The following is a 23,911-nucleotide window of genomic DNA, read 5'->3' as shown; positions in this document are numbered from 1 at the left end:
TGATGAAGAAACTTTTCACCACCTCTATCGGGCGTTTACGACTCCTGGCTATCTTAGAAGGCATATCATTACTTGTCTTGGTTTTTATTGCCGTACCCCTGAAGCATTTTTGGGATGTTCCCGGCTTGTCCAAGTCGCTTGGCCCCATTCACGGTGCACTTTTCCTGCTGTTTGTGTTTAATGCGTTGCGTGTAGGCGTAGAACAACAATGGAAATTCAAAGAAACCACCTGGAAGGTTCTTATTGCGTGTTTTATTCCGTTCGGTACGTTTTATATTGACTATAAAATTCTTAGAAACATACCGACAGACGAAGATTAACCGACTGAAAAAAGGGCAGCAGATAATATCGATTTTGCAAAAGGTCGGGTTAAGTGCTAAATTTAACGACAGTAATTCTATTACCGCATAAGCCATTTTCATTTCCTTTTTCTAATTCAGCAAATAGAACATGGCTTATGTAACGTTTGGGAATAACTGAAACTTCGTGTTTCTATTCACGTTCCTTTGCAAAGCCCAAAACCGATATGACGAAATTTGTCCGACGTTGACTAAAATGTAAAAATATTGAAAGTAGAAGTTATGGATAATAAAATAGAAATTATTCCTTACGATAAAAACTGGGAAAGTGAGTTTCTTACTGTGCGTAAAGAGATATTGAAAGTTTTAAATGACTCCTCAATACGAATTGAACATAACGGTTCAACTTCTGTTCCCCGACTTTCAGCTAAACCGATTATAGACATCCAAATATCTGTAACTAACTTTGATAAATTAAAATCCTACGTCCAAAACCTAAAAAAGATAGGATACACCTATATTCCACATCAAGACGATGTTTTTTCTGCTTTTCTGCATAAGCCGAAAGAATAACCTCATAAATACCACATTCACATTGTAGAACAAGGAGGGGAAGAGGAAAAGAAAACATTGGCATTTAGAGATTATCTACGGGAACACTCAAAATAGCGAAAGAATATGAAGATTTGAAGAAATGCATTGCGGCGAAAATTCAGGGAACCGATTTTCAATCTCAGGAAGCATATGCAAAGGAGAAAACAGAGTTTGTAACTCGAATAACTACTTTAGCATTAAAGGAAGGTTATCCACGTGTAGAAATCCGACAAATAACTCAACAGAGGTCTTAGCATCCTGTCGTTCCAACGTTCAGGCGTGGAAGTTCGCAATGAATTTCCGAACGAACGTCAATCCATAACGGTTATGGGCAAGTAAACTGTCATAACGGCGCCCGTCTAAAAAGGGAAAGCACTGCTCAGAAAAGAATAAATCAAAGACCAGGATTAACATCTTGGTCTTTGTGGTTTTAAAATACTGTCAAACAAAGCCACCAAAAGCCATCGGACACCGCTTTAGATAAGCCCTTTTAAATAGCCTCTAAATTTCCTGCATCACTAAAAATTTTTGTTATGCAGGGAGAAGATGATTTGAGAGGATTAGCCAAAATCATGGCTTTTATGCGTGCTGTAAGTACTCTTATGGTACTGATGCACTTTTATTGGTTCTGTTACGGGTTCTTTGCCGAACGTGGATGGGCACTGGAAATTATCGGTAAGATACTGACCAATTTCAACCGTACCGCAGGGCTGTTTGCCCACACCCTTTACACCAAGATTTTTGCATTGTTGTTGTTGGCGTTAAGCTGTCTCGGCACTAAGGGTGTAAAGAATGAAAAGATAACATGGTCTAAGATTTACACCGCCTTAGTTATCGGCTTTGTGCTGTTCTTTCTGAACACACCGTTGTTAAAACTGTCGGCAGAGGTTGCCACATTCCTTTACATACTTACAACAAGTCTGGGATATATAGCCTTGCTCATGGCAGGGGTATGGATGAGCCGACTACTCCGCAACAATCTGATGGACGATGTTTTCAATAATGAAAACGAGAGTTTCCAACAGGAAACCCGTCTGATAGAAAATGAATACTCGGTCAATCTTCCGACAAAGTTTTTTTACAAAGGCAAGTGGAACAATGGATGGATTAATATCGTAAACCCTTTTCGGGCTTCGATTGTACTTGGTACTCCCGGCTCCGGAAAATCCTACGCCATCGTAAACAACTACATCAAGCAACATATCGAAAAGGGGTTTGCGATGTATATCTACGATTTCAAGTTTGACGACCTGTCCACCATTGCCTACAACCATTTGCTGAAACACTCCGAGAAGTATAAGGTTAAGCCCAAGTTTTATGTTATCAATTTTGACGACCCACGCCGTAGCCACCGATGCAATCCCCTAAGCCCTGCCTTTATGACGGATATTTCCGATGCTTACGAAGCCTCTTACACCATCATGTTAAACCTCAACAGGTCGTGGATTTTGAAGCAAGGGGATTTTTTCGTGGAAAGCCCAATTATATTGCTTGCTTCCATCATTTGGTTTCTGAAAATCTATGAAGACGGAAAGTATTGTACGTTTCCCCATGCTATTGAATTGCTGAATAAAAAATATGCAGATGTTTTTACGATACTTACCTCATATCCCGAACTTGAAAACTATCTTTCAGCTTTCATGGATGCGTGGCAAGGCGGAGCGCAAGACCAGTTGCAGGGGCAGATAGCATCGGCAAAAATTCCGTTGTCACGGATGATTTCGCCACAGCTTTATTGGGTCATGACGGGGGATGATTTTTCACTGGACATCAATAACCCACAAGAACCGAAGATACTATGTGTCGGGAATAACCCCGACCGTCAAAACATCTATTCGTCCGCTTTGGGATTGTACAATTCGAGGATTGTAAAACTCATCAATAAGAAAGGACAGCTTCAAAGTTCCATTGTCATAGATGAGTTGCCCACCATTTATTTTAGGGGTTTGGATTTTATCAGCACAGCACGTTCAAATCGAATTTCGTCACTTTTTGGCATCCAAGACTATTCGCAGTTAACGAGGGATTACGGCGATAAAGAAAGTAAGGTAATTCAAAATCTGGTCGGTAATATCTTTAGTGGACAGGTCGTTGGAGAGACAGCAAAAACACTTTCTGAACGGTTCGGAAAGGTATTGCAGAAACGTCAGAGCATCACCATTAACCGCAATGATAAATCCACATCCATATCCACCCAATTGGACACCCTTATACCTGCATCCAAAATATCTACCTTAACACAGGGAATGTTCGTTGGGTCTGTTTCAGATAATTTTGATGAACGCATCGAGCAGAAAATCTTCCATGCTGAAATCGTTGTTGATAACGAAAAGGTTTCTGCCGAAACTAAAGCCTACAATAAGATACCACAGATATTATCCTTTACCGATGAACACGGCAACGATAATATGAAGCAGGTCATCGAAGCCAATTACAGGCAGGTCAAAGCGGACGTTGTGCAGATTGTGGAAAGCGAAATGGAGCGGATTAAGAATGACCCCAATTTACAGCATTTGTTAAACACAGATTGTGCTGACACGTAAACCAAAAGTTTTTTCAACCACTAAAGAGATTACTTAACATAGGTTCATTGCCTGATTTTTCTATTCTTGAGACCTTAGCGGAAAATAATGTGATATGAAATATAAGGACATAGGAGAATCAGAGAAATTAGACCAAGTAATCAAAGAGATGAAAAATATTTTCAGAACTGTACCATATGGCGTCGATCACACAATGAAGGTGTTAGAAAATACACGGACGATTATTGAAAGAGAAAATGTAGACAGTCAGACTGGTTGTATTATAGAGTTAAGTGCTGTTTTACACGACATAGGTTCTGTGGAAGCATTACGTAAATATGGATCAATGGAGGGACATCTCCAAGAGCAGGAAGGAGTACCAATTGCAAGAAATATATTAAGTGAACATAATTATGAACCATTCGTAATTGAAAGAGTATGTTATATAGTTGGAAACCATCATACGCCTGAAAAAATAGATGGAAAAGATTTTCAGATTCTTTGGGAGGCAGACCTTATTGAAAACATGCAAGTTATGGATTGCACTAAGGACACAGAAACCTTAAGACAATTTGTTTCAAAAGAAATCAAAACACAAGCGGGTAAGGCGCTTGCTTTATGTAAATACAGTTAATCGGGGGAAATTTGGTAATGAAATTTATTATTTTATTTTTCCTGACATTCACGTGTTATGATATAGTTGCTCAAATACAGATACAAGTCAAAACAGAGTATTTAGGAGAATCAAGCTATAGGAAGACCGACGGTAAAACCTATCAAAAAGTGGGAGATGCAAAAGGTTCCGCTGTAATTTATCAAGCGGATGTACACATTCCTCTGTCGGTGAAGCTAAATGAAAAGAATCGTCCTACAATATGGTCGATAAGCGGAAGATTTGCACAGGCGCGATTAAACAATCGTAATTTTGACGAACCTATAGTAACGGATAGAATTATGAATGTTGGCTTGAATCTAAATCATTTACGTCCTTTGAACGATAAATGGTCAATTATGGCAAGTATAGGTGGAGGCACATACATGCCGAGTACGGAGTTTTCCCAAATAAGATTCAAAAACACACTTGGTAGTATCGGAACAGTATTCATATATCATTTAAGGTCAAACTTGGACTTAGGGGTAGGAGCTGCTATCAATAACTCCTTTGGATATCCGATGTTATTTCCAGCACTTTATCTCAATTGGAAAATGGAAAGGAAATATAATGTTGAAATCAATGTTTTGGACGGCTTGGAAATGTGTTTCCGATATGACCTGAACAACATCTTCCGATTAAATGTAATCGGGGAGATGAATGGACAAACAGCTCTTTTAGAACAAGATGGAAAAGATAAGATTTTCTCGCATGCTTATATAATAGGAGGCGTTCGTCCAGAGATAAAAATTGGCGACAACATATTCTTAAATGTCACGGCCGGAATTAACGCTTGGAGACCATCGCAAATGACTGAAAGAACGATAAAAAGTATATTCAAAAAACAACAGTACTACTTTAAGGCTTCGCCCTACGTTGCTACGCAGTTAAAAATAGTGCTATGAATAATATAGGCTGATAACAAGCTGAAAGATTAAGTAAAAAATGAAATCTAAAGCTTGTTATGGGTTTAACGAGAAATTTACTAAAAAAGACAATTATAATATGATATATACAGAAACTGAAGTGTTCGACTTAATTCTAAACTGTGAGCATACACCAAAAGTCGTTCTCATGTGTGGACTGTCAGGATCCGGAAAAACCACATTCGCAAAACAGTTAGAATGTTATGGTTTTCATAGGCTATCGGTCGATGAAGAAATATGGAATAACTATGGTCAGTTCGGAATAGATTATGCTGAAGAAGAATATGATAAGCTATCAGCTTTAGCAGAAAAGGCACTGTTTATTCAGTTTTTGGAACTTCTAAAATCCAAACGGAATATAGTAGTAGACTTTAGTTTCTGGCAAAAAGAAAAGCGTAACGAGTTTAAGCGGATAGTGGAAACAAACCACGGAAAGTGGTTTCTTGTTTATATGAACCCTCCTATTTCAGCAATAAAAAACAGACTGAAAATAAGAAATAAAACTTTTGAGGCAAATGCCGCTTTTCCGATTACAGATTCCATCCTAAACAAATATATACATGGCTTTCAAATTCCCGAGCAAGAGAATCAATTGGAAATTGTATCTATATAAACACAGAGGGGTTGGGATGATTGTACTTAATTTTACTAAATTTGTTAGAAAACATCAGGATGGATATCAAAATAATACAGCCTGTACCACCCCTACGAAAACATATTCGTTTTTTCTTTCTAATGGAAAATACGAGCACTGCTTTTATTGGAAAATTCAAAATAATTCCCGAGGGCGTACCGGGTATGATTTTTCAGGAAAATCCCACGGTCTTTTACGATAAAGACAAGCAAACATTACCCCAATCTTTCTTATTTGGGCAAGCTACTCAGTACTCACAGCTTACGGCAACGGGTAGTTTTCGAAATATTGGCGTCAGTTTCCAACCCGCAGCTTTAAGAACTGTTTTCAGAATAGAAGCAATTGAATTAACGCAACGACACACTGACATCAATGATTTAGTTAAAACCACTATAAATGACCAACTTCTAAATACACAAACATTAGAACAAAAAATAGCGGTTTTAGAACATTTTTTATTACAACAAACAACAGACTGTAAAGGTGAAAATGATAAAGTAAAATTTGCGTTAAACCAGTTTCAAAAAGGTCAGGAATTAAAACAGGTGCAAGCCGATTTGAAAATATCAGAACGCTCGTTAGAACGTCTGTTTAAATCATATATAGGCATTTCCCCAAAGTTGTATTCAAGAATCTGTCGCTTTCAGTCAGCTTTAAAAACGCTAAGAACGGCTAACTTTAATGCTCTTACGGAAATAGCCTATTTAGAGAATTATTTTGACCAATCTCATTTTATCAGAGATTTTAAATATTTTACAGGCACGACTCCAAAGTCATTTCTTCTTAATGCAAACGAACAATTGCCCAATTTTCCGGAATTGAAGTTTTAGTACTGTCGGTTTTATCCAATTTTCAAAAAACTGGGGACTTTAACTTTGTTGAATTAATCAAAAACAGTTTAAAATGAAAAGAGTAATTGATTGGTTTGAAATTTATACATCCGATTTTGACAGGGCAAAGAAATTTTACACAACAGTATTTGACTGCGGATTTAATGAAACGACAATGAACAATGAAAGACACAGCCAAATGAGATATGCCATTTTTGAAAGCAGTGAAAACAAGCAAGAGATTGGCGGTGCGCTTGTTAGAATGGATGAAGCAAAACCCGGTATTGGCGGTGTTTTAATTTATTTTGCAACCGAAGAAATCAATACAGTATTAAACCGTGTTAAAGCTGCAGGTGGAAAAGTTATTCGTCGAAAGTTGAACGTGGGGGATTTTGGTTCTATTGCTTTAATAGAAGATACAGAGGGGAATATGATTGGATTACATGCTAAAAAATAGCTTCATTATAATTACGCTTGATATTAATAATAAAATAAGGAAATGGGAAGAGATAAAGTCATAAAGCCGGATAATACCGCAGTAAGAACCGCATTATGGAGAGCGTTACACGTTCAGACAGATGCAAAACCTCATATACTTGAAGATGAAATAGGATTCAAGTTAATTGCACCTGATGATGATTGGCAGGAACGGCCTGACATGAAATATACCAAACGGCTGCGGGCTTCTATCGTAGCCCGTTCACGTTTTATTGAAGATATAGCTAAAGAGCAAATTGAAAAAGGAGTAAAACAATACGTTTTGCTTGGTGCAGGATTGGATAGTTTTGCCCAACGGAACACGGCCATAAGTTCCTATGTTGATATTTATGAAATTGACCAGCACGATACTTTGACTTGGAAAGAAGAAAAGCTGATTGAAAACGGCTATAAAATCCCCGGCAATCTTCACTTTGTACCTGTCGATTTTGAAATCTCATCTTGGTGGGACGAGCTATTAAATAAAGGTTTTAATGTTGAACAAAGGGCTTTTGTATCTTGTATCGGTGTTACGCTTTATCTTACCAAAGAAGCGATTACCGACACACTGCAAAAAATGACTTTGCTCGCACCTGGTTCTACTATTGCAATGGCCTTTTATCTGCCATTGGAATTACTTGATGAAGAAGACAAGCCATTAATGGAAATGTCAATAAAAGGAGCGGCAGCTTCAGGTACTCCTTTTGTAAGTTTTTTTTCGGTTGAAGAAATTATAAAACTCGCTGAAAAAGTAGGTTTAAAAGAAATACAGACAATCTCCACAAAAGATATGACGGAAAAATACTTTAAGAACAGAACCGACAACCTTCTACCAGCAAGTGGAGAATTTTTTTTAGTAGCAAAGACCTGAAAAATACGAAAGAGAATACTTCCTTGCAACCGTGATGTAGTGATATAAAATGGCTGAAAGCAATGTTTTTACTGGTGTTTTACCGCAGATTAACAAAGTTATGAGATATCCGCACAAAAACCGGTTTATTATAAAAACACTAAATTTGTATTTTCTTTTTCAAAAGACGGACTAAAAAGAGAATATTTTTATGGGGCACATCAGAGAATACTACGAGCGGATAATAAAATTACAGGAAACAGAATGGGAATTTATAGCTTCCCACTTTGACAAGAGGGTTTTTGCCAAAAACGAAACCATCACACGACAGGGCGAAACAGAAAAGTACCTTTCCTTTGTAGAAACAGGCATCGTTCGATTTTATATTCCAGATGATGAAAACGAACTGACTTTTAATTTCTGTTTTGATAAAGAATTTACCTGTGCTTACAATTCATTCCTGACCCGGACGCCATCTGAATACGAATTGCAGGCATTGACGGAAACCGTGGTTTGGCAAATATCTTATGATGATTTGCAAAAAGTGTATGCGGAGACCAAAGCGGGAAACTATTTAGGGCGTTTTGTGTCGGAGAAACTGTTTTTACAAAAAAGCAAAAGAGAATTATCGCTTTTAAAACATACGGCAAAAGAAAGGTATCTAAACCTGTTCAATGAACAACCTGATATTTTAAAATTTATTCCGTTAAAATACGTTGCTTCCTATATCGGGATAACGCCACAGGCGCTGAGTCGGATTCGTAGACAAATAGTATAGCAATCTGAAATGTCGTTGAAAATCAACGAAAAACCTGCGCAAATACTTAACATAGGTTCATTGCCTACCATGTTTATTCTTTGGAAATTTGTTGAAAAATCCAAAGAATAATGAAACGAACCATCTTAGCATACGGACACCATATCTTAAAACAGAAATGCAACTACATCGAAAAGGATTATCCTGAATTGGATAAATTAATTGCCGATATGTGGGAAACTATGGAAAATGCCAATGGTTGCGGATTGGCATCACCACAGATAGGACTTCCGGTTAGATTGTTTATCGTGGACAGTAAATCAACTTTTGATAACCTCGGAGAAGAAGAGAGAAAGTTTTATTTCCCCCAAGATGATAAAGGCATAATGGAAACTTTCATCAATGCCAAAATCATCCAACGGTCTGAAGAACTTTGGGAAGACGAAGAGGGCTGTTTAAGTATTCCAAATTTATTCTACAAAGTAAAGCGGAATTGGGCGATAACGATTGAATATTATAATCGGAATTTTAAAAAGCAAATCCGTACATTCAGTGGAACGACCGCGCGAATGATACAACACGAATACGACCATACCGAGGGAGTTCTCTATCTCGATTATCTCAAGCCTTTGACAAAAAGGCTTATGGCTTCCAAACTTCAAAAAATCCTAAAAGGTCAAATTGTACCGACCTATCCCATGAACTTTATACGATAGAAAAAGCAGCCATTTCAAACATACTTACTTATGATAAATATTAGAAAAGTCGACATAGATGACGTGATAACTATTTCAAAATTGGGACGTATAACATTTTCAGATACGTTTGAGTCTTTTTTCAACGACAAGAACGACCTGTTGGATTACTTGGAAGACATTTTTTCGGAAAAAAGGATTCACGACAGTATACTAAAAGCGGAATCCATTTATTGGATTGCTTTCTACGATAGCATTCCTGTTGGTTATGCGAAAGTTAAACTGGACTTCACAAGCCAATTGATAATCCCACCAAAAACGTGCTATCTTGATAAGATTTATGTCGTAAAAAAATTTATAAGCAAAGGAATCGGTAAAGAACTGCATAAAATTTTAATGCAAGAAATAATTGCTTTGAAATATCAGCGTATTTGGCTCTCTGTATTAAAAGAGAATCAAAAGGCAATAAATTTTTATCACAAAAAGGGCTATCAGATAATAAGTCAGTATTCACAAAACATTGGTTCTCAGAAATTCGACTTTTTTGTAATGGCACTGAATTTAGACGAAAAAGCTACATGAATTTGCATACGGGGGTTTTGTTTGTAACTTCTATTTTGTCCATTCATCCTTGAGATAAATAAGTTGCTATTGAAGTTGTTTCGAAACCCCGGTCTGATAAACAGAAACATGAAAACAGTAGAAATTTTTAAAACAGATGTACGGGATGAAAAAAACGTCTGTGAAATTATAAAATTCCTTTTAGTACAGTACAACACTGTCTACAAAATTAACTTCGACCTTGAAGACGAAGATAATATTCTTGGAGTTGAAGCTAACCGCACTGAAATTAAAATAAGAGCTATTATACAAACTGTGGTTGGTTTGGGATACCGTTGTGAAAGGATAGAATAGCTTTTGATAACGAATTAATGCATAAACCACTGAATGGACAATTTTTACAATGGAATAATATCTAAACTCGAAACGGCAATCGACATAATGGAGATTGAAGCAGACTGTTCTATTCAGCGGATAGAAGCGGTGATCCACCTTATCCTCGGATGCCTGTCCGAACTGAAAGCATACGTTCTGAAAAGAGGTTTTAAAAACATCGATGAAGAAATCCGTTTTTTCAAATATCAGAAACCTGCCATTGTAGCAAAACTCATTTACTACAATGCCATTTACAAAATCGAAACGAAGAAACCCTACGGAGCAAAGCCCATAAGGAAGTACCTCAACAAAGAACTGAAAAAGCTAAAAAGGTTCTTTGACAACAACCTCGATTTTTATAAGTATTATCGTAGCAATAATTCGTTTCTTGACGAAAGTTTTTTTGTTCGTGGCAACCACGATATAAAGCTATGGTTGGACACCTATTATTTCCAGTCTGACCAGTCCTTTTCCACGTCACATGATTACAAGGTCGCCAAGATAATAGCCAACGATTTGATACAGGTCTACATCGAAGACCAGTTATACCACAAGTTCCAAAAGAACAAATCAAAAGCCCAAAAGAGGCTGAAATGGACAGGTAGCAAAGTAGCCTTGATAGAACTGATTTATGCCCTGCATTATCAAAATGTGTTTGACAACGGGAACAACGATATAAGGGAAGTAGCCCAATATTTTGAAAGTGCCTTTGGCATTGATTTGGGCAATTTCTACCAGACCTATTTGGAATTGAGAAACCGGAAGATGAACCGTACTAAATTCCTTGATACACTTCGGGAGGAACTAATACGGAGAATAGATGAGCGGGATGAAGAGTAAATAACTTCATTGCCGAAACCAAAGCCTACAAAAAGATACCAAAGATATTATCCTTTACCGATGAACACGGCAACGACAATATGAAGCAGGTAATTGAAGCCAATTACAAACAGGTTAAAGCGGACGTTATGCATATTGTGGAAAGTGAAATGGAGCGGATTAAGAATGACCCCGATTTACAACATTTAATGCGAAAGGAATGAGAGACTTCCCTTTTTTATTTTGAATTTTATCGATTAGTCGTACCTTTGTAACAATGAATTAATCGATATAAATATACAGCAAGCACAGCATACTTTCAGATTCTATATCTGAAAGTAGTATTATAATGCTTCCTCTTTAGAAGACAATCGTTAGATTGCTCTTACGGCTCTTTGCTGTATAATTTCCCTTTTTATTTAATAAATGAGTGGCTTAGGACAGTTAATCTGTTAATGCCTATAGTAATGGATGGAATATTTAGCTGTTCTTGTTCGCCACTTATTGTAGTTGAAATTATGCTAAAACATTGTTATGTATCTTGATTATGTTTTGACTTAGCCGTTTTATCGAACACAAAAAACAGATTAAATGCTGTTTTAATTTGTGACGAAACGGAGTGATTTTGACTGGATTTATGCATTTATTCACGAATATTTAATACGTGAAGATATTGGATTGTCATACTTAAAATGAATTAAAAAATGATTTTAAATAGAATATCAAGTTTAACTGAAAATAAAAAGCAGTTTATCTTCAAATTTACAGAAGACCTTAGCAAAATCGAAAACTTAAAAGCAATTGCTTTGGGTGGTTCACATGCAACAGGTAGAGCGAATAAAAATTCCGATATTGATTTAGGACTCTACTATTATGGACATGAACCTTTTTTAATAAAAGCCATTCAAAAAATCGCCGAAAAATATTCAACAGATAAAAAAACTGTTGTGGTTGATTTTTATGAATGGGGCCCATGGGTAAATGGCGGTGCATGGATAAACACCGAAGTTGGTAAAGTAGATTTATTATATCGTAATATTAATCAGATTGAAAATACCATTTTAGATGCTAAAGTTGGTAAATGGCAAAGTCACTATGAACAACAACCGCCATTCGGATTTACGTCAATTACATATCTGGCTGAAAGTGCAACCTCTGTGCCTTTATTTGACCCCAATTTTATTTTAAGGGAGCTTAAAGAATTGATTAAGCCTTACCCAAAGGCATTAAAACAAAATGTCATAAACGCTACTCTTTGGTCGGCTGAATTTACGTTGGCTCAAGTGGGAGGATTTGCTTCTCAAAAAGACATGTACAACACTTTGGGTTGCTTTACGCGATGTTTGAAAAACATTGTCGATGCTTTATACGCAATTAACGAAATATACCCCATAGGAGATAAACTTGCCGTTCAAATACTATCACGAGCGGAAAATGTTCCAGATAATTTAGACCAAAAAATAAACGCGGTGTTGACAACTGACATTTTGAAGTTGGATAAAAATTTACATCTCCTTAAAGAACTATTTAAAGAGGTAGTTGAGCTTACAGATGGTTTATACCGTCCGAAGTTTGACACAAAAAGTATTTTTAATCGATAAAGCATTTATCCTAATTTTTATGAATATCAAAACTTGAATTTATTATGATGGATAAATATTGTCATGAAATATTAAATAGACTTGAAATTGCTATTAGTGGAGTGGAATATCAGACCGATTGTTCCATACAGCAGATAGAGGTTATAATATGTCTAATTGTAGAATGTCTGTCCGAGTTAAAAGAAACCGTGGCAAAACGAGGTTTTAAAAACGTTGCTGAAGAAATCCAGTTTTTCAAATATCAGAAACCTGCCATTGTAGCGAAACTTATTTACTATAACGCCATTTACAAAATCGAGACAAAAAAGCCCTATGGAGCAAAGCCCATAAGGAAATACCTCAACAAAGAACTGAAAAAGCTAAAGAGGTTCTTTGACAACAACCTCGATTTTTATAAGTATTACCGTAGCAATAATTCGTTCCTTGACGAAAGTTTTTTTGTTCGTGGCAGGCATGATATAAAGCTGTGGTTGGATACCTATTATTTCCAGTCCGACCAGTCCTTTTCAACCTCTCACGACTACAAGGTCGCCAAGATAATAGCCAACGATTTGATACAGGTCTACATCGAAGACCAGTTGTATCACAAATTCAAAAAAAATAAATCGAAAGCCCAAAAGAAGCTGAAATGGACAGGTAGCAAAGTGGCGTTGATAGAACTGATTTATGCCCTGCATTATCAAAACGTGTTTGACAACGGGAACAATGATATAAGGGAAGTAGCCCAATATTTTGAAAGTGCCTTTGGCATTGACTTGGGCAATTTCTATCAGACCTATTTGGAGCTGAGAAACCGGAAGATGAACCGTACTAAATTCCTTGATGCGCTTCGGGAGGAACTTATACGGAGAATGGACGAGCAGGATGAAAAGTAGGCTTTGGGCGTGCCACCGTCTGCATTTTATCCCCATGCCCAGGCTATCGAAAAAATGCAGACGGGTCGGGCTATCCGCTATATCTTTTGCGGATCTGCGAGGACCGCAAAAGGATGTCGCTTCTATCCCTCACGCTGTATGCCGTCCAAAAAACAAAACATTTATTTCCTTTTTGGTTTCCTGTTCTCGAACTTAAAGGAGGTTTCGGCTTTATTGTTCATGACGATATAGGCATTGAATTTATTGCCCGAATTGCTTTTCATGCCTTTGATAAGGTTGGTCTTTCCTTTGGTCACAAGGCTTTCTATATCGGCAACGCTCAACGGCACTCCGCACACGGTACGGAATTGAAGCCAGTTGCAAGCCTCATCGGGGCATTTTACAACCTTGTTCCAAACCAATAGCTGACGGGTCTTGCATTTGGGGCAGGTCAGTTCGGGTTGCTTTTCATGGGCAATGCCCGTGTCCAAAAGTTCCCGTGTAATGGAAGTGGCATAGATTTCCATTTCACGCTGAAAAGCACCTGCATCCGCTTCGTTGTTTTCGATTTTCTGCAATGCCATTTCCCATTCGGCGGTCATGGCTACATCGGCAATCTTTTTGTCCTTTACTGCCCCGTAAACCTGCAATCCCTTATGGGTAGGAATTAGGGATTTCTTTTCACGCCTAATGTAATCCCTTTTAAAAAGTGTTTCGATTATGGAGGCTCTTGTAGCAGGTGTACCGATACCGATGTCTTTTAGAGCTTTCCGTTCGTCCTCGTTGTCAATCTCTTTTCCGGCATTTTCCATTACGGACAACAGACCTGCCTCGGTGTAAAGCACAGGCGGTTTGGTTTTCTTTTCCATTACGGATGCCTCTTTGATTTTCAGCTCATCGCCGACCTTTAATTCCGGCAGTTCCTGCACAGGCTCGCTGTCCTCATCGGTAAATTTTTCTTTGATGCCACGCCAGCCGGCTTCGAGGATTTTACACCCTTTCAATGTGAAGTCATAATGCAGAGCCTGCAATCCGATGTCGGTCATTTCTTTGGTACAGGCAGGCGAAAGGGCTTCCAATAGGCGGTGCGCAATCATATCATAGATAACATTTTCGTGTGCTGTTAATTCGGACGGGATTTTTTCGGTAATCAGCAGACCGTGGTGGTCTGTAACCTTTACGTCATTCACGATGCGTTTGTTGAAACGCCCCCATTTCACTTTTCCGACCGCTTTTTTGCAGGAAGCACGGGCTTCCAAATTCCTTACCAGTGCAGGGATTTCCGACCACATATCTTCGGGGATGTACTTGCTTCCTGTACGGGGATAGGTGATAAACTTCTTTTCATACAGGCTTTGGGCAATGTTCAATGTTTCCTCGGCAGTATAGGATGCTCTTTTATTGGCTTCTTTCTGCAACCCCGTAAGGTCGAACAGTAAAGGCGGTTGCTCCGTAACTGTTTTGGTGTCCACTGCCGTAACGGTCGCTGTTCCGTTACGCTGAATGGATTTCAGCGTATCGTCAGCAAGTTTCCTGTCATCCCATTTGGTCTTAGAAAGGCTCTTAAAGTCCACAAATTCTTTACGGTGTTCCAACTGGATTTGAAAGTATTTCTTGACGGCAAAGTCTTTGTTTTCCAAATACCGCTTACAGATAAGGGCAAGCGTTGGTGTTTGTATCCTGCCAAGCGAGTAAACGCCACGCCCTGCCGAAATGCTCAACGCCTGCGAGGCATTGATGCCCACAAGCCAATCGGCTTTGCTCCGTCCTTGTCCGGCTCTGTATAGCCCATCAAAATCGCTTCCGGCTTTTAGGTTGTCAAAACCCTGCTTAATCGCCTTTTCCGTGAGTGAACTTATCCATAGGCGTTCAAAGGGTTTCCGGCACTTTAGGTATTCATAGATGTACCTAAAGATGAGTTCGCCCTCACGTCCGGCATCGGTGGCCACGATAATACTATCGCATCTACCGATGACCTGTTCGATAATCTTCAACTGTTTTAACGCTCCGTTATCGGGAACATAACTTTTGTCCTTTTTTACCTTGCGTACCGTAAGTATAAAAGGGTCGGGCAATATGGGCAGGGCTTCCCTTTGGAAGCCCGATACCCCGTAATCTTCGGGCATTGCCAGTCCGACCAAATGACCCAATGCCCACGTAACTTCGTAGCCGTTCCCTGTGAGGTAGCCATCCCGTTTTTCGGTCGCTCCCAATAGGGTAGCTATTTCCCTCGCCACACTTGGCTTTTCTGCAATGATTGCTTTCATAATGCTATCTTTTTTAATGGATGTGGTGAACATTTCTCTTTGAGAAACCCCTTCGTATTCTGTGAAAGGGGATTTCCAAAGAAAAATGTTTTTTGATGGTGTTATCTTCTTACCCCTCTGGATTTAGCCGGACGGTTGGGGTCATTCTGCCGTTGCTGTTGCCTTATGTTTTTCGGCGTTTGTTGCTCCGGTTTCAGAGGCTCGTTGATGTGCTTGGTAGCCTCGTTGGTTTTCCCGTTGGAGTTTACGGCAACCTGTGTTTTGTGCGCCTCGGTAGGCTGTGCCTTATTTTTCAGCGCATTGGGGTTTTTAAAGCTGAAATCATAATTTCCCGTCTCTTTGTTAAGCGTGACATATCCTTTATACGGGTTTCCTTTTCCATCCTTGAAATCCGAAACGTAAATCGTCTTGCCCTCGGTGAGTTGCTTGTATTGTTCATCGGAGAACACTTTGTTGCGGAACATTTTCGGGTCGTTTTCCTGTGTCTGTTTGGGGGCTTTATCACCAAAAAGAAACTCTGTATATTTTTTGTCGGCGTTGAACTGCACATGGGCATTTTTGTTCGTACTGTTCTTAAAATCCAATCCCTCTAAATAAATGGCTTTCCCATCTTTCAAATCCCGTTTTTGGTCTTCGGTCAGCTTTACGCCCTTAATCTCATCGGGTACTTTTATCCTGTCCTGCCGGAATGCGATAACCTCGTTCGTTAGGTGGTCGATACTGATAATGGACGGTATCTTTTCACCCGTTTTCCGGTTGGTCAGTTCCACCACACGCCCCATGTTTCCGGTTTTGAGCAGGTTTTCCCTGTCCTCTTTGGTAAACTCGTGACCAAAGAAAGGGGCTTTAAAGTTGGGTTCGTGGCGTACACCGTACATCATAAGTACAGGTTTTCCGTCTTCACCGTCTTGGAAACCGAGCCTTGCATCCGAGCGCATAATAACCGCACCGAAATTGACACTTGTGGGATATACCTTATTGGTCTTATAGCCCTTTAACAGCAAATCCAATTGCCCGTCTTTTTCAAGCCTCTCTTTGTTTATCCCAAATTGCGCTAAATAATTCCAGTCCACATCTTCCGCCTTATAGCGGTATTCGTTTTTTTCCTGTGATTGCTGTGCTTCCGGTGTCGCCTGTGGTGCTTCCACATCCTTTTTGGTTTCCTGTTGTTGCTCCTTTGGCTCTTTGACCTCATGCTTTGCCATGACAGCCTCGCCCTCTGTGGTGGGGGCATCGACCTGTTTCTGCATTTCTTTGGCGGTTTCGACCGCTTCCTTTGCAGGTACTTTGAAGAACGAGAAATGGGTCGGGTCTTTAAGCTGCCGCCAAAAGTTGGAGAAGAAATTTGTAAACACATCTCCGGCTCTGTCCACCCGCATAAATTGGTTTTGGTTTTTCTTGGTGGCATCAACGGTTTTCAGATTGCCGTTTTCGTCAACCCCCGTAACAGCTTGGATTTTCTTTTTTTCCTTGTCCATCACCAACAGCACATCCGAAAGCTGTTCGGGATATTGCTGTGGATTTTCATTTGTCTGTTCGCTCATGATATTGATTTTTTAAAGTTTACATTGTCCGAAAGTAGGCGAAGCAGGTACGGCATAGCCGTACCCGTCTTTTCGTGGTAGGGTTTGTCATCGGTTTTCTTTTGTACGCCGTATAGGGGCTTTGAAACTTTCCCTGATGAACTGGTGTACATCCGATAGTTTGTAGTACAGCTTTCCGCTGATGGTGTAATACGGTAGCTTGCCCGTGGAGCGGTATCGTTGCAGGGAGCGGTGGCTGATTTTCAGCATGAGGAGCAGGTCTTGGTTGTCCAGTAATTCCTCGCCGTCTATGCTGTGCCGTTCTTTCTTGATGTTTAGGACGTACTCTTTCAAAATATCGAAACGCTCCATTATACGTTCCATCCATGCGATAAATTCCATTCTGTCGATGTTCATAACAATACTTTTAATGATTTCTAACACCACAAAATTGGAGCGATTGGCGCAGGCTGTCTTCCGATACGTGTCTATCAAAAAGGCACTTTTTTCTTTTTTTTTACAATTCATGTAAAGTGCTGTTTTTGTGGGATTTTCGCACTTTTGGTCAATCGGTCGGCATCCAAATCAATGGATTTGCCGATAGACACATATAGGCAAACGGGCAAAAAAAGGACAGCACCGATTGATGCTGTCCTTTTTGATGGAAAGAGAAGACAAAAATTATAGGTTGTCTTCCCTGTCCATATATTCCTCTAAGCTGTATTTGAGTTGGTCTAAAAACAACGTCCGTGAGCCTGCACGGGTCTTCATTCGGTGGAAGCTGTTATGTATATCGTTGAGCGAAATACGGAACAGGATTTGGAATACCATGCTGATTTTGCGGATGCCTATTTTTCCGTGCGAAATGGCATCGCACGCATAGAGTGCATAAATCAATTCGATAAGGGCATTTTTTGTCTGTGTCCAAAAGAAATCTTTTGTTTCCTCGTGTTGTAGCAGTACATCGGGATTTTGTTCGGGGCTTAGCTTTGTCGTCAGATAATTATAGATTAATTCGTTGGCGATGATTTTCGCCATCTTGTAATCAAAGTAGGTCGAAAACTTGGGGTCGATTTCAAATACAAAGCTGTTCAGCCCGTCATAGCAGTTGATTTTGCCAAGTGTAAAATACTGTTCGTCCCGGTCAGTTCTGCCGGAACGGTAATAACGGTAGAAGTCTGAATTACATACATGCTCCATATATTCTTTTTTGAGTTCTCGCAGGTGCATGGCGAAATAATTTTCATAGATATTCCCGTTGCTTGCAGGGCAGGCAGTTTCTATTCTGAATACTTTGTTGTAATAGATGAGTTTGCCAAGAACGGTCGGCTTTATCTGCTTAAAGAAAAGGATTTCGTCTTCTAATGTTTTGAAGCCCTCACTTATTATATCTTCTTTGATGTCTCCAAGAAGTGATTTCAGATAGATTGTCATCCCGTAAGCTTCGTCCATAAAACTCGAAGCCTCTGCCGACAATTTATGTTCCTGTTTCTGTATATCGGAGACTATTTTGTGTAATAGGTGTCTCATAATACCAATGGTTTAAAATGAAGCCAATATGCCTTGGCAAATTTTACGATTAGTACCGAGCCTTTTTCATGAGACAGGACGAAGTCAGGGAAGATTTATTGTCAAGAACACAAAAGATACCTACTACAACTCACTGTGTTACTTTGTAAATATTTATCACGCTTAAAATTCGTAAATTGTCACAAAGTATTTAACATACCTATTATGGATTGAAAATAGCGTAAGATATGAATTGGAAAGTTTTTAATTTAAAATATGATAACAGGGAAACATGGGCATTTGAGCAATTGTCCTACTTACTTTTCTGCGTTGAATTTGGCAATAGAATTGGATTGTTTCGCTATAAAAACCAAACAGGAATTGAAACAGAGCCAGTTGAAAAAGAGGGAGCATTTTATGGTTTTCAAGCTAAATATTATACAACTTCAATCTCCGAGAACAAAGAAGATATTATTGATTCAATAAAAAAAGCGAAATCAAAGAATAGTCAACTAAACGAACTACTACTTTATGTTAACCAAGAGCTGTCAGAAAGCTCAAAGAAAGATAAGAAAAAACCTCAATATCAGGAAGAAATCGAAAAATCCGCTAAATCGGTTGGTGTTAATATCCAATGGAGAGTTCAGAGTCACTTTGAGTTACAATTAGCTTTGCCTGAAAATAAATACTTGCACGACATCTTTTTCAGTCTTGAACCAAGTGGTGTAGACTTACTTGATGAAGTTAGCAAACACAACCTGAATATTTTAAAGGCAATACAGACCGAAATACCTTTTGGTGACAAGCAGATTAAAATTGACCGAAATTTGCTAATAGCAAGTATTACAGATGCTTGTCAAAATAAGAAGAACATAATCATTTCGGGAGAGGGAGGCTGTGGTAAGACTGCAATATTAAAGGAGTTTTATGCTTTGAATAGCAACAAAATTCCAATTTGCATTTTTAAAGCAAACGAATTGAATGTTGCACATATTAACGATATATTTCGATTTGACAATCAGTTCAAATTGAATGAGTTTCTTGAAGTTTACAAAGATGAACCCATCAAAATATTTGTAATCGATTCAGCAGAAAAGCTGGCAGAGATAACGAATAATGATATTCTTAGAAATTTAATTGAACAATTAAAAGCTAATGATTGGAGCATCATATTTACAACACGCTATGCATATCTCAATGATTTGACTTTCCATATCAGAGAGAATTACCAGTTGTCGTTTGAGGTCAATGATATTTCTCTGATTAGTAATGAAGAACTAACGGCTCTATCCGAAAAATTTGAATTTTCATTGCCCGAGAATCAGAAGTTTTCAGAAAGGCTAACAAATCTGTTCTACCTAAATGAATATATTCAGCAATATACCAATATTGATAAACAAGGTAGTTTTAATGGCTTTATTGATTTGCTGTGGAAAAAACGAATACAGAATAATATTGTTCAAAAAGATAATTTGCATCTCGAAAGAGAACGGTGTATTATTAGTATTGCGAAGCAAAGATGCGATACAGGCAGATTCTATATAAATTCTGAAAATTTACCACAGTCAGCGTTATTTCAGTTAAAGCAAGATGAGATATTGGGATATGAGGAAGTCCATAGTGGATACTTTATTACACATGACATATACGAAGAATGGGCTTTAGCTAAAATAGTATCCCGTTGTTTTTCTAATTACTCAAACACAAAGCAATTTTTTGAGGAATTAGGTGATTCGCTTCCTATACGGAGAGCTTTTAGGTTATGGGTATCAGAACACTTGGCTAACGGTAGTGGTGATATAGAGTCTTTTATTCAAGGAGCATTTAAAAATGATGAAATTTCTCAGTTTTGGAAAGATGAGATTTTAATATCGGTTTTACTGTCTGATTATTCAGGGACGTTTTTCAACCTCTTTGAGAATGAAATCATCGAAAATGATTTTGCAATATTGAAACGAATTCTATTCCTGTTGCGAATTGCTTGCACGGATATTTCTTCGTTTGAGAGTATCGATGTAATTGACCCCAAAGGAAAAGGATGGGAAGAAGTAATTTCTCTGGTCTATAAATACAAATCTGTTTTTTTTGACAGCAATCTAAACTTAGTTTTACCTGTTCTAACTGACTGGTGCAAATCTATTAAAACAGGTAAAACTACAAGATACTCTGGTTTATTAGCTTTGAGTATAATACAAAAAACCGAAACAGAAGATAGCTTCTACATGCACAAGGATGCAGAAGAAAAAATTCTGAAAGTGGTTTTCAATTCCGCCAGTGAAATACAAACCGAATTAAAAAACATCTTCAACAAGGTAATAGAAAACAAGTGGACTAATCACAGAAAGCCTTACCATGGTTTATGTACAAAAATATTAGAGAAACCTTATATAGCGATAGATTTAATAAAATCACTCCCATTGGAAGTCATTCAATTATGTGATTTATTTTGGCAGAAACCTGCAAGAAAAAGTAATGATTGGAGCTATGATAGGGATAGTATGGAGAGTAAATATGGTTTGGTTGATGAATTTAAATTTAATTATTTTCCTGCAAGTGCAAATCAAACACCCATAAAATGGCTTTTGCAAGTCGCTTTTTATCCAACACTCGATTTTATTATAAATTTTACGAATAGAGCTGTTCAGGCATATAGTCAGAGTGATTATGGCAAGGAGGACGTTGAAGAAATCACATTATATATAGATGAAATAGAAGTAACACAATATTTGAGTTGGTCTCTTTGGGGGATGTATCGTGGCAATGGTAGTCCAGTCGTTCCATATCTACTGCAATCAATCCATATGGCATTAGAAAAAACTCTTTTAGAGTACGCTCCTGCAACCAAACCTGAAATATTTGAACATGTGCTTTTAAAAATCCTAAGAGATTCGAAATCAGCTTCTCTTACTTCAATTGTTTGTAGTGTCATACTTGCAAATCGTGATAAGCTTTATAATGTAGCATTGGTATTATTTAAAACGATTGAATTGTTCCATATAGACACAGTTAGGAGTACGAGTGAGTTCCACGCCCAATCTACATATGGGATAGGATATGGAATGGACAAGTTAAAAGATGCCTTGTATACAGACGAAAGACTAAAAACATGTAAGGATGAGCATAGAGCTTCTAATTTAGAATCTTTGTTTTTGAATTACCAATTTTTTGGTGTCAATGGATTTACTGAAGAACAAAACACAGAATTTATTGAGAAATTACATGATATAATTGACCGCCATAAATCAAATGATTTGTCTAAGAAGTCATCTGAAATCCTGTTGTTAAGAATGGATAGAAGAAATCTAACTCCTAAAATATCTGAAGCGGAAGGTAACAAATTTCTTGTAGAGTTTAGTCCTAAAGTATTTCCCGATGAACTCAAAAACGTAAGTGAACAAGCTCGCTCGGAATTTGATGATTTTTTCAAATATTCCGCATTAAAAACATGGTCGGATTTTTTAATAGGTAGGGAATCGCAAGGCAAGATTGCGAAACATGATGAATACGATAGCAATCCTATAATTGCTTTATCTGAAACAAGGCAGTTGGTCGAAGAAATTAAGTCTGGGGATACTGCGAGAGGAAGAGACCATAGTATTCCTCCTTTCACTTGTTCAAAAATGCTTATCGAGTATAAAGACAAGTTACAAAAAGAAGATATAGATTTTTGCAAAGAAATAATTACATCAACTTTGTCACGCCTATTTAGTGACGAATATGAGTATCAAATAAGTGATGGAGTTGAAGCCTCTTTTCATGCAATTCCGATATTGATAAATGAATATCCTGAAGATGTTGAAAATATTGTTTCAATGATGGTCTTGTCTCTTTTCGATGAAACAGCTATTGGTGCGTATAAAAGAATATGTGATTATGTAATTGAGTCTATTCACAAATCAAAGCTGTGGGAGCAAAATCAAAAAGTTGCTCAATCTATATTATTTGGCTATATAAAACTCAAACCGATTTATAAAAAGATTATAGACGAAAAAAGGAAAGAGCGAAGATATTGGAGACGGATTCCAAAAACTTCAATATTAGAAGAACTCGATAAAATAACTCCTGAATTCACTTTTGGAGAAAACTCATTCGATTTAAAAGATATTGAGTCACTTGATATCCATGGGTTAGAAATAGTCTACCAGTTAATTCCTTCTGATACAAAAGATGATATTCATTTAGATATTTTCATGCAAACTTTACCAATAATGGCTTCACGGTTGTTGATAGACAGGAGAGTGTATGAAGAAGAATTTGGAGACGACCATGATATTTTTAAAGTGCGTTTAGAGATTTTCAAAAGATTTTCGAATTTTATTTTGCAAAGAGAAGTAAGCGAGATTGATAAATATCTTACTCCATTTTTGGACTATTTATCTCCGACAGAAGAAACTTCCTTATTTATTGGAGAAATAATAACTGCCGAAGATAGCCTAATGAATCGTGAGCAATTTTGGCATATTTGGAATAAACTATTCCCAAAGATAAAGGAACTGAGTGATTATCCAAGAAGTCCCTATTTAAAACAAATCATAATAAACTATTTATTAGCATGGCAGTTTTGGAAAGATAGAATTGAAGAATGGCATAGCTTAAGCAGAGAGAATTTATCTCTTTATGTCAATGCTTCCAAAGAAATGGGACATATTCCTGCGGTATTGTATTCTATTACAAGAGTATTGAACTCAGTTGGGTCTAACTTTAAAAACGAGGGGATTGATTGGGTGTATACAATCGTGTCAAATAACAAGTTATTACAACTTGGTGATCTTGAATCAAACACGTTGTACTATTTGGAGATGTATCTAAGGAAATTCGTCTTTAATAATAGGCAAGAAATCAAAAAAGAGATAAGATTGAAAAACAAAGTCATTCCAATTCTTGATTTCATGATAGAACGGGGTTCAGTACACGCATATTTATTACGTGAAAGTATTTTATAGCAACTTCACATTTAGAATTTCAATCTTTTGGCTTTGGGTTTTTCGGGAATGAAATCATTTTGATATGGACTGTCTTTTAATTGATTCAATCGCCTCAAATCTTCCAAAAAAGAGTTCGAGTTCTGTACCAGTGGGTTCACGAAATGGCGTTCTAACGAACGCCATTTTTATTTGAAATTCACGCCCAGCAAGACTTCCTGAAATTAAGCATTCTATTTTAGTC

20 protein-coding genes and 1 pseudogene are annotated in these 23,911 nt (G+C 37.8%); 17 read left to right on the top strand and 4 right to left on the bottom strand.

Annotated features, from left to right (window positions below; translation table 11 throughout):
* Positions 1-2: 2 nt before the first annotated feature.
* The 16 genes and pseudogenes from ABD851_RS15885 to ABD851_RS15810 all read left to right on the top strand — a co-directional run bounded on the left by ABD851_RS15885 (position 3) and on the right by ABD851_RS15810 (position 13,467).
* A complete protein-coding gene (locus ABD851_RS15885) occupies positions 3-320 on the top strand; it encodes a DUF3817 domain-containing protein (protein WP_112373085.1) in 318 nt (105 codons plus the stop codon).
* Between the two features lie 261 nt (positions 321-581).
* Positions 582-968: pseudogene (locus ABD851_RS15880) on the top strand (GrpB family protein).
* 458 nt (positions 969-1,426) lie between these two features.
* Positions 1,427-3,436, top strand: a complete 2,010-nt coding sequence (gene mobC, locus ABD851_RS15875) for a conjugal transfer protein MobC (protein ID WP_344981109.1) — start codon at positions 1,427-1,429, stop codon at positions 3,434-3,436.
* Positions 3,437-3,530: 94 nt separating this feature from the next.
* On the top strand, positions 3,531-4,049 hold the full coding sequence (locus tag ABD851_RS15870) for an HD domain-containing protein (RefSeq protein WP_344981106.1): 519 nt from the start codon (positions 3,531-3,533) through the stop codon (positions 4,047-4,049).
* A 17-nt stretch (positions 4,050-4,066) separates the two neighbouring features.
* Positions 4,067-4,972: a DUF6268 family outer membrane beta-barrel protein gene (locus ABD851_RS15865; RefSeq protein WP_344981104.1), complete on the top strand. Its 906-nt coding sequence runs from the start codon at positions 4,067-4,069 to the stop codon at positions 4,970-4,972.
* 40 nt (positions 4,973-5,012) lie between these two features.
* Positions 5,013-5,606, top strand: coding sequence for a P-loop nucleotide/nucleoside kinase family protein (locus ABD851_RS15860; RefSeq protein WP_344981102.1), 594 nt, complete (start codon positions 5,013-5,015; stop codon positions 5,604-5,606).
* Positions 5,607-5,665: 59 nt separating this feature from the next.
* The gene (locus ABD851_RS15855) at positions 5,666-6,457 is read left to right on the top strand and encodes a DUF6597 domain-containing transcriptional factor (protein ID WP_344981100.1); all 792 of its coding nucleotides are present in this window, start codon (positions 5,666-5,668) and stop codon (positions 6,455-6,457) included.
* A 73-nt stretch (positions 6,458-6,530) separates the two neighbouring features.
* The gene (locus ABD851_RS15850) at positions 6,531-6,914 is read left to right on the top strand and encodes a VOC family protein (RefSeq protein WP_344981098.1); all 384 of its coding nucleotides are present in this window, start codon (positions 6,531-6,533) and stop codon (positions 6,912-6,914) included.
* Between the two features lie 42 nt (positions 6,915-6,956).
* On the top strand, positions 6,957-7,805 hold the full coding sequence (locus ABD851_RS15845; RefSeq protein WP_344981095.1) for a class I SAM-dependent methyltransferase: 849 nt from the start codon (positions 6,957-6,959) through the stop codon (positions 7,803-7,805).
* 190 nt (positions 7,806-7,995) lie between these two features.
* The gene (locus ABD851_RS15840) at positions 7,996-8,562 is read left to right on the top strand and encodes a Crp/Fnr family transcriptional regulator (protein ID WP_344981093.1); all 567 of its coding nucleotides are present in this window, start codon (positions 7,996-7,998) and stop codon (positions 8,560-8,562) included.
* Between the two features lie 110 nt (positions 8,563-8,672).
* Positions 8,673-9,257, top strand: coding sequence for a peptide deformylase (gene def, locus ABD851_RS15835; RefSeq protein WP_344981091.1), 585 nt, complete (start codon positions 8,673-8,675; stop codon positions 9,255-9,257).
* A 30-nt stretch (positions 9,258-9,287) separates the two neighbouring features.
* A complete protein-coding gene (locus ABD851_RS15830) occupies positions 9,288-9,818 on the top strand; it encodes a GNAT family N-acetyltransferase (protein WP_188753449.1) in 531 nt (176 codons plus the stop codon).
* A gap of 108 nt (positions 9,819-9,926) precedes the next feature.
* The gene (locus ABD851_RS15825; RefSeq protein ID WP_344981085.1) at positions 9,927-10,151 is read left to right on the top strand and encodes a hypothetical protein; all 225 of its coding nucleotides are present in this window, start codon (positions 9,927-9,929) and stop codon (positions 10,149-10,151) included.
* A 33-nt stretch (positions 10,152-10,184) separates the two neighbouring features.
* Entirely contained in the window at positions 10,185-11,012 is an 828-nt protein-coding gene (locus ABD851_RS15820) for an RteC domain-containing protein (protein ID WP_344981083.1), read from the top strand.
* Between the two features lie 683 nt (positions 11,013-11,695).
* Complete coding sequence (locus tag ABD851_RS15815; RefSeq protein WP_344981080.1) at positions 11,696-12,592, top strand: nucleotidyltransferase domain-containing protein; 897 nt, start codon at positions 11,696-11,698, stop codon at positions 12,590-12,592.
* Positions 12,593-12,636: 44 nt separating this feature from the next.
* Positions 12,637-13,467: an RteC domain-containing protein gene (locus ABD851_RS15810; protein ID WP_344981078.1), complete on the top strand. Its 831-nt coding sequence runs from the start codon at positions 12,637-12,639 to the stop codon at positions 13,465-13,467.
* 161 nt (positions 13,468-13,628) lie between these two features.
* Here the strand turns inward: ABD851_RS15810 and ABD851_RS15805 are convergent, their stop codons facing one another.
* The 4 genes from ABD851_RS15805 to ABD851_RS15790 form a co-directional block, all read right to left on the bottom strand.
* A complete protein-coding gene (locus ABD851_RS15805) occupies positions 13,629-15,713 on the bottom strand; it encodes a type IA DNA topoisomerase (RefSeq protein ID WP_344981076.1) in 2,085 nt (694 codons plus the stop codon).
* A 101-nt stretch (positions 15,714-15,814) separates the two neighbouring features.
* Positions 15,815-17,257 (bottom strand): DUF3945 domain-containing protein, encoded by a 1,443-nt coding sequence (locus tag ABD851_RS15800; protein WP_344981074.1) that lies wholly within the window; start codon positions 17,255-17,257, stop codon positions 15,815-15,817.
* A gap of 87 nt (positions 17,258-17,344) precedes the next feature.
* On the bottom strand, positions 17,345-17,653 hold the full coding sequence (locus ABD851_RS15795) for a helix-turn-helix domain-containing protein (protein WP_013632691.1): 309 nt from the start codon (positions 17,651-17,653) through the stop codon (positions 17,345-17,347).
* Positions 17,654-17,917: 264 nt separating this feature from the next.
* Positions 17,918-18,766, bottom strand: a complete 849-nt coding sequence (locus ABD851_RS15790) for an RteC domain-containing protein (RefSeq protein ID WP_344981066.1) — start codon at positions 18,764-18,766, stop codon at positions 17,918-17,920.
* A gap of 227 nt (positions 18,767-18,993) precedes the next feature.
* On the opposite strand from ABD851_RS15790, the gene avs4 reads away from it, so the two are divergent.
* Positions 18,994-23,688: an AVAST type 4 anti-phage nuclease Avs4 gene (gene avs4 / locus ABD851_RS15785; RefSeq protein WP_344981064.1), complete on the top strand. Its 4,695-nt coding sequence runs from the start codon at positions 18,994-18,996 to the stop codon at positions 23,686-23,688.
* The last annotated feature ends 223 nt before the right edge of the window (positions 23,689-23,911 follow it).

The organism is Compostibacter hankyongensis, assembly GCF_039541075.1.
GTDB lineage: Bacteria > Bacteroidota > Bacteroidia > Chitinophagales > Chitinophagaceae > Compostibacter > Compostibacter hankyongensis.
This window is presented reverse-complemented; position numbering and strand designations above follow the sequence as displayed.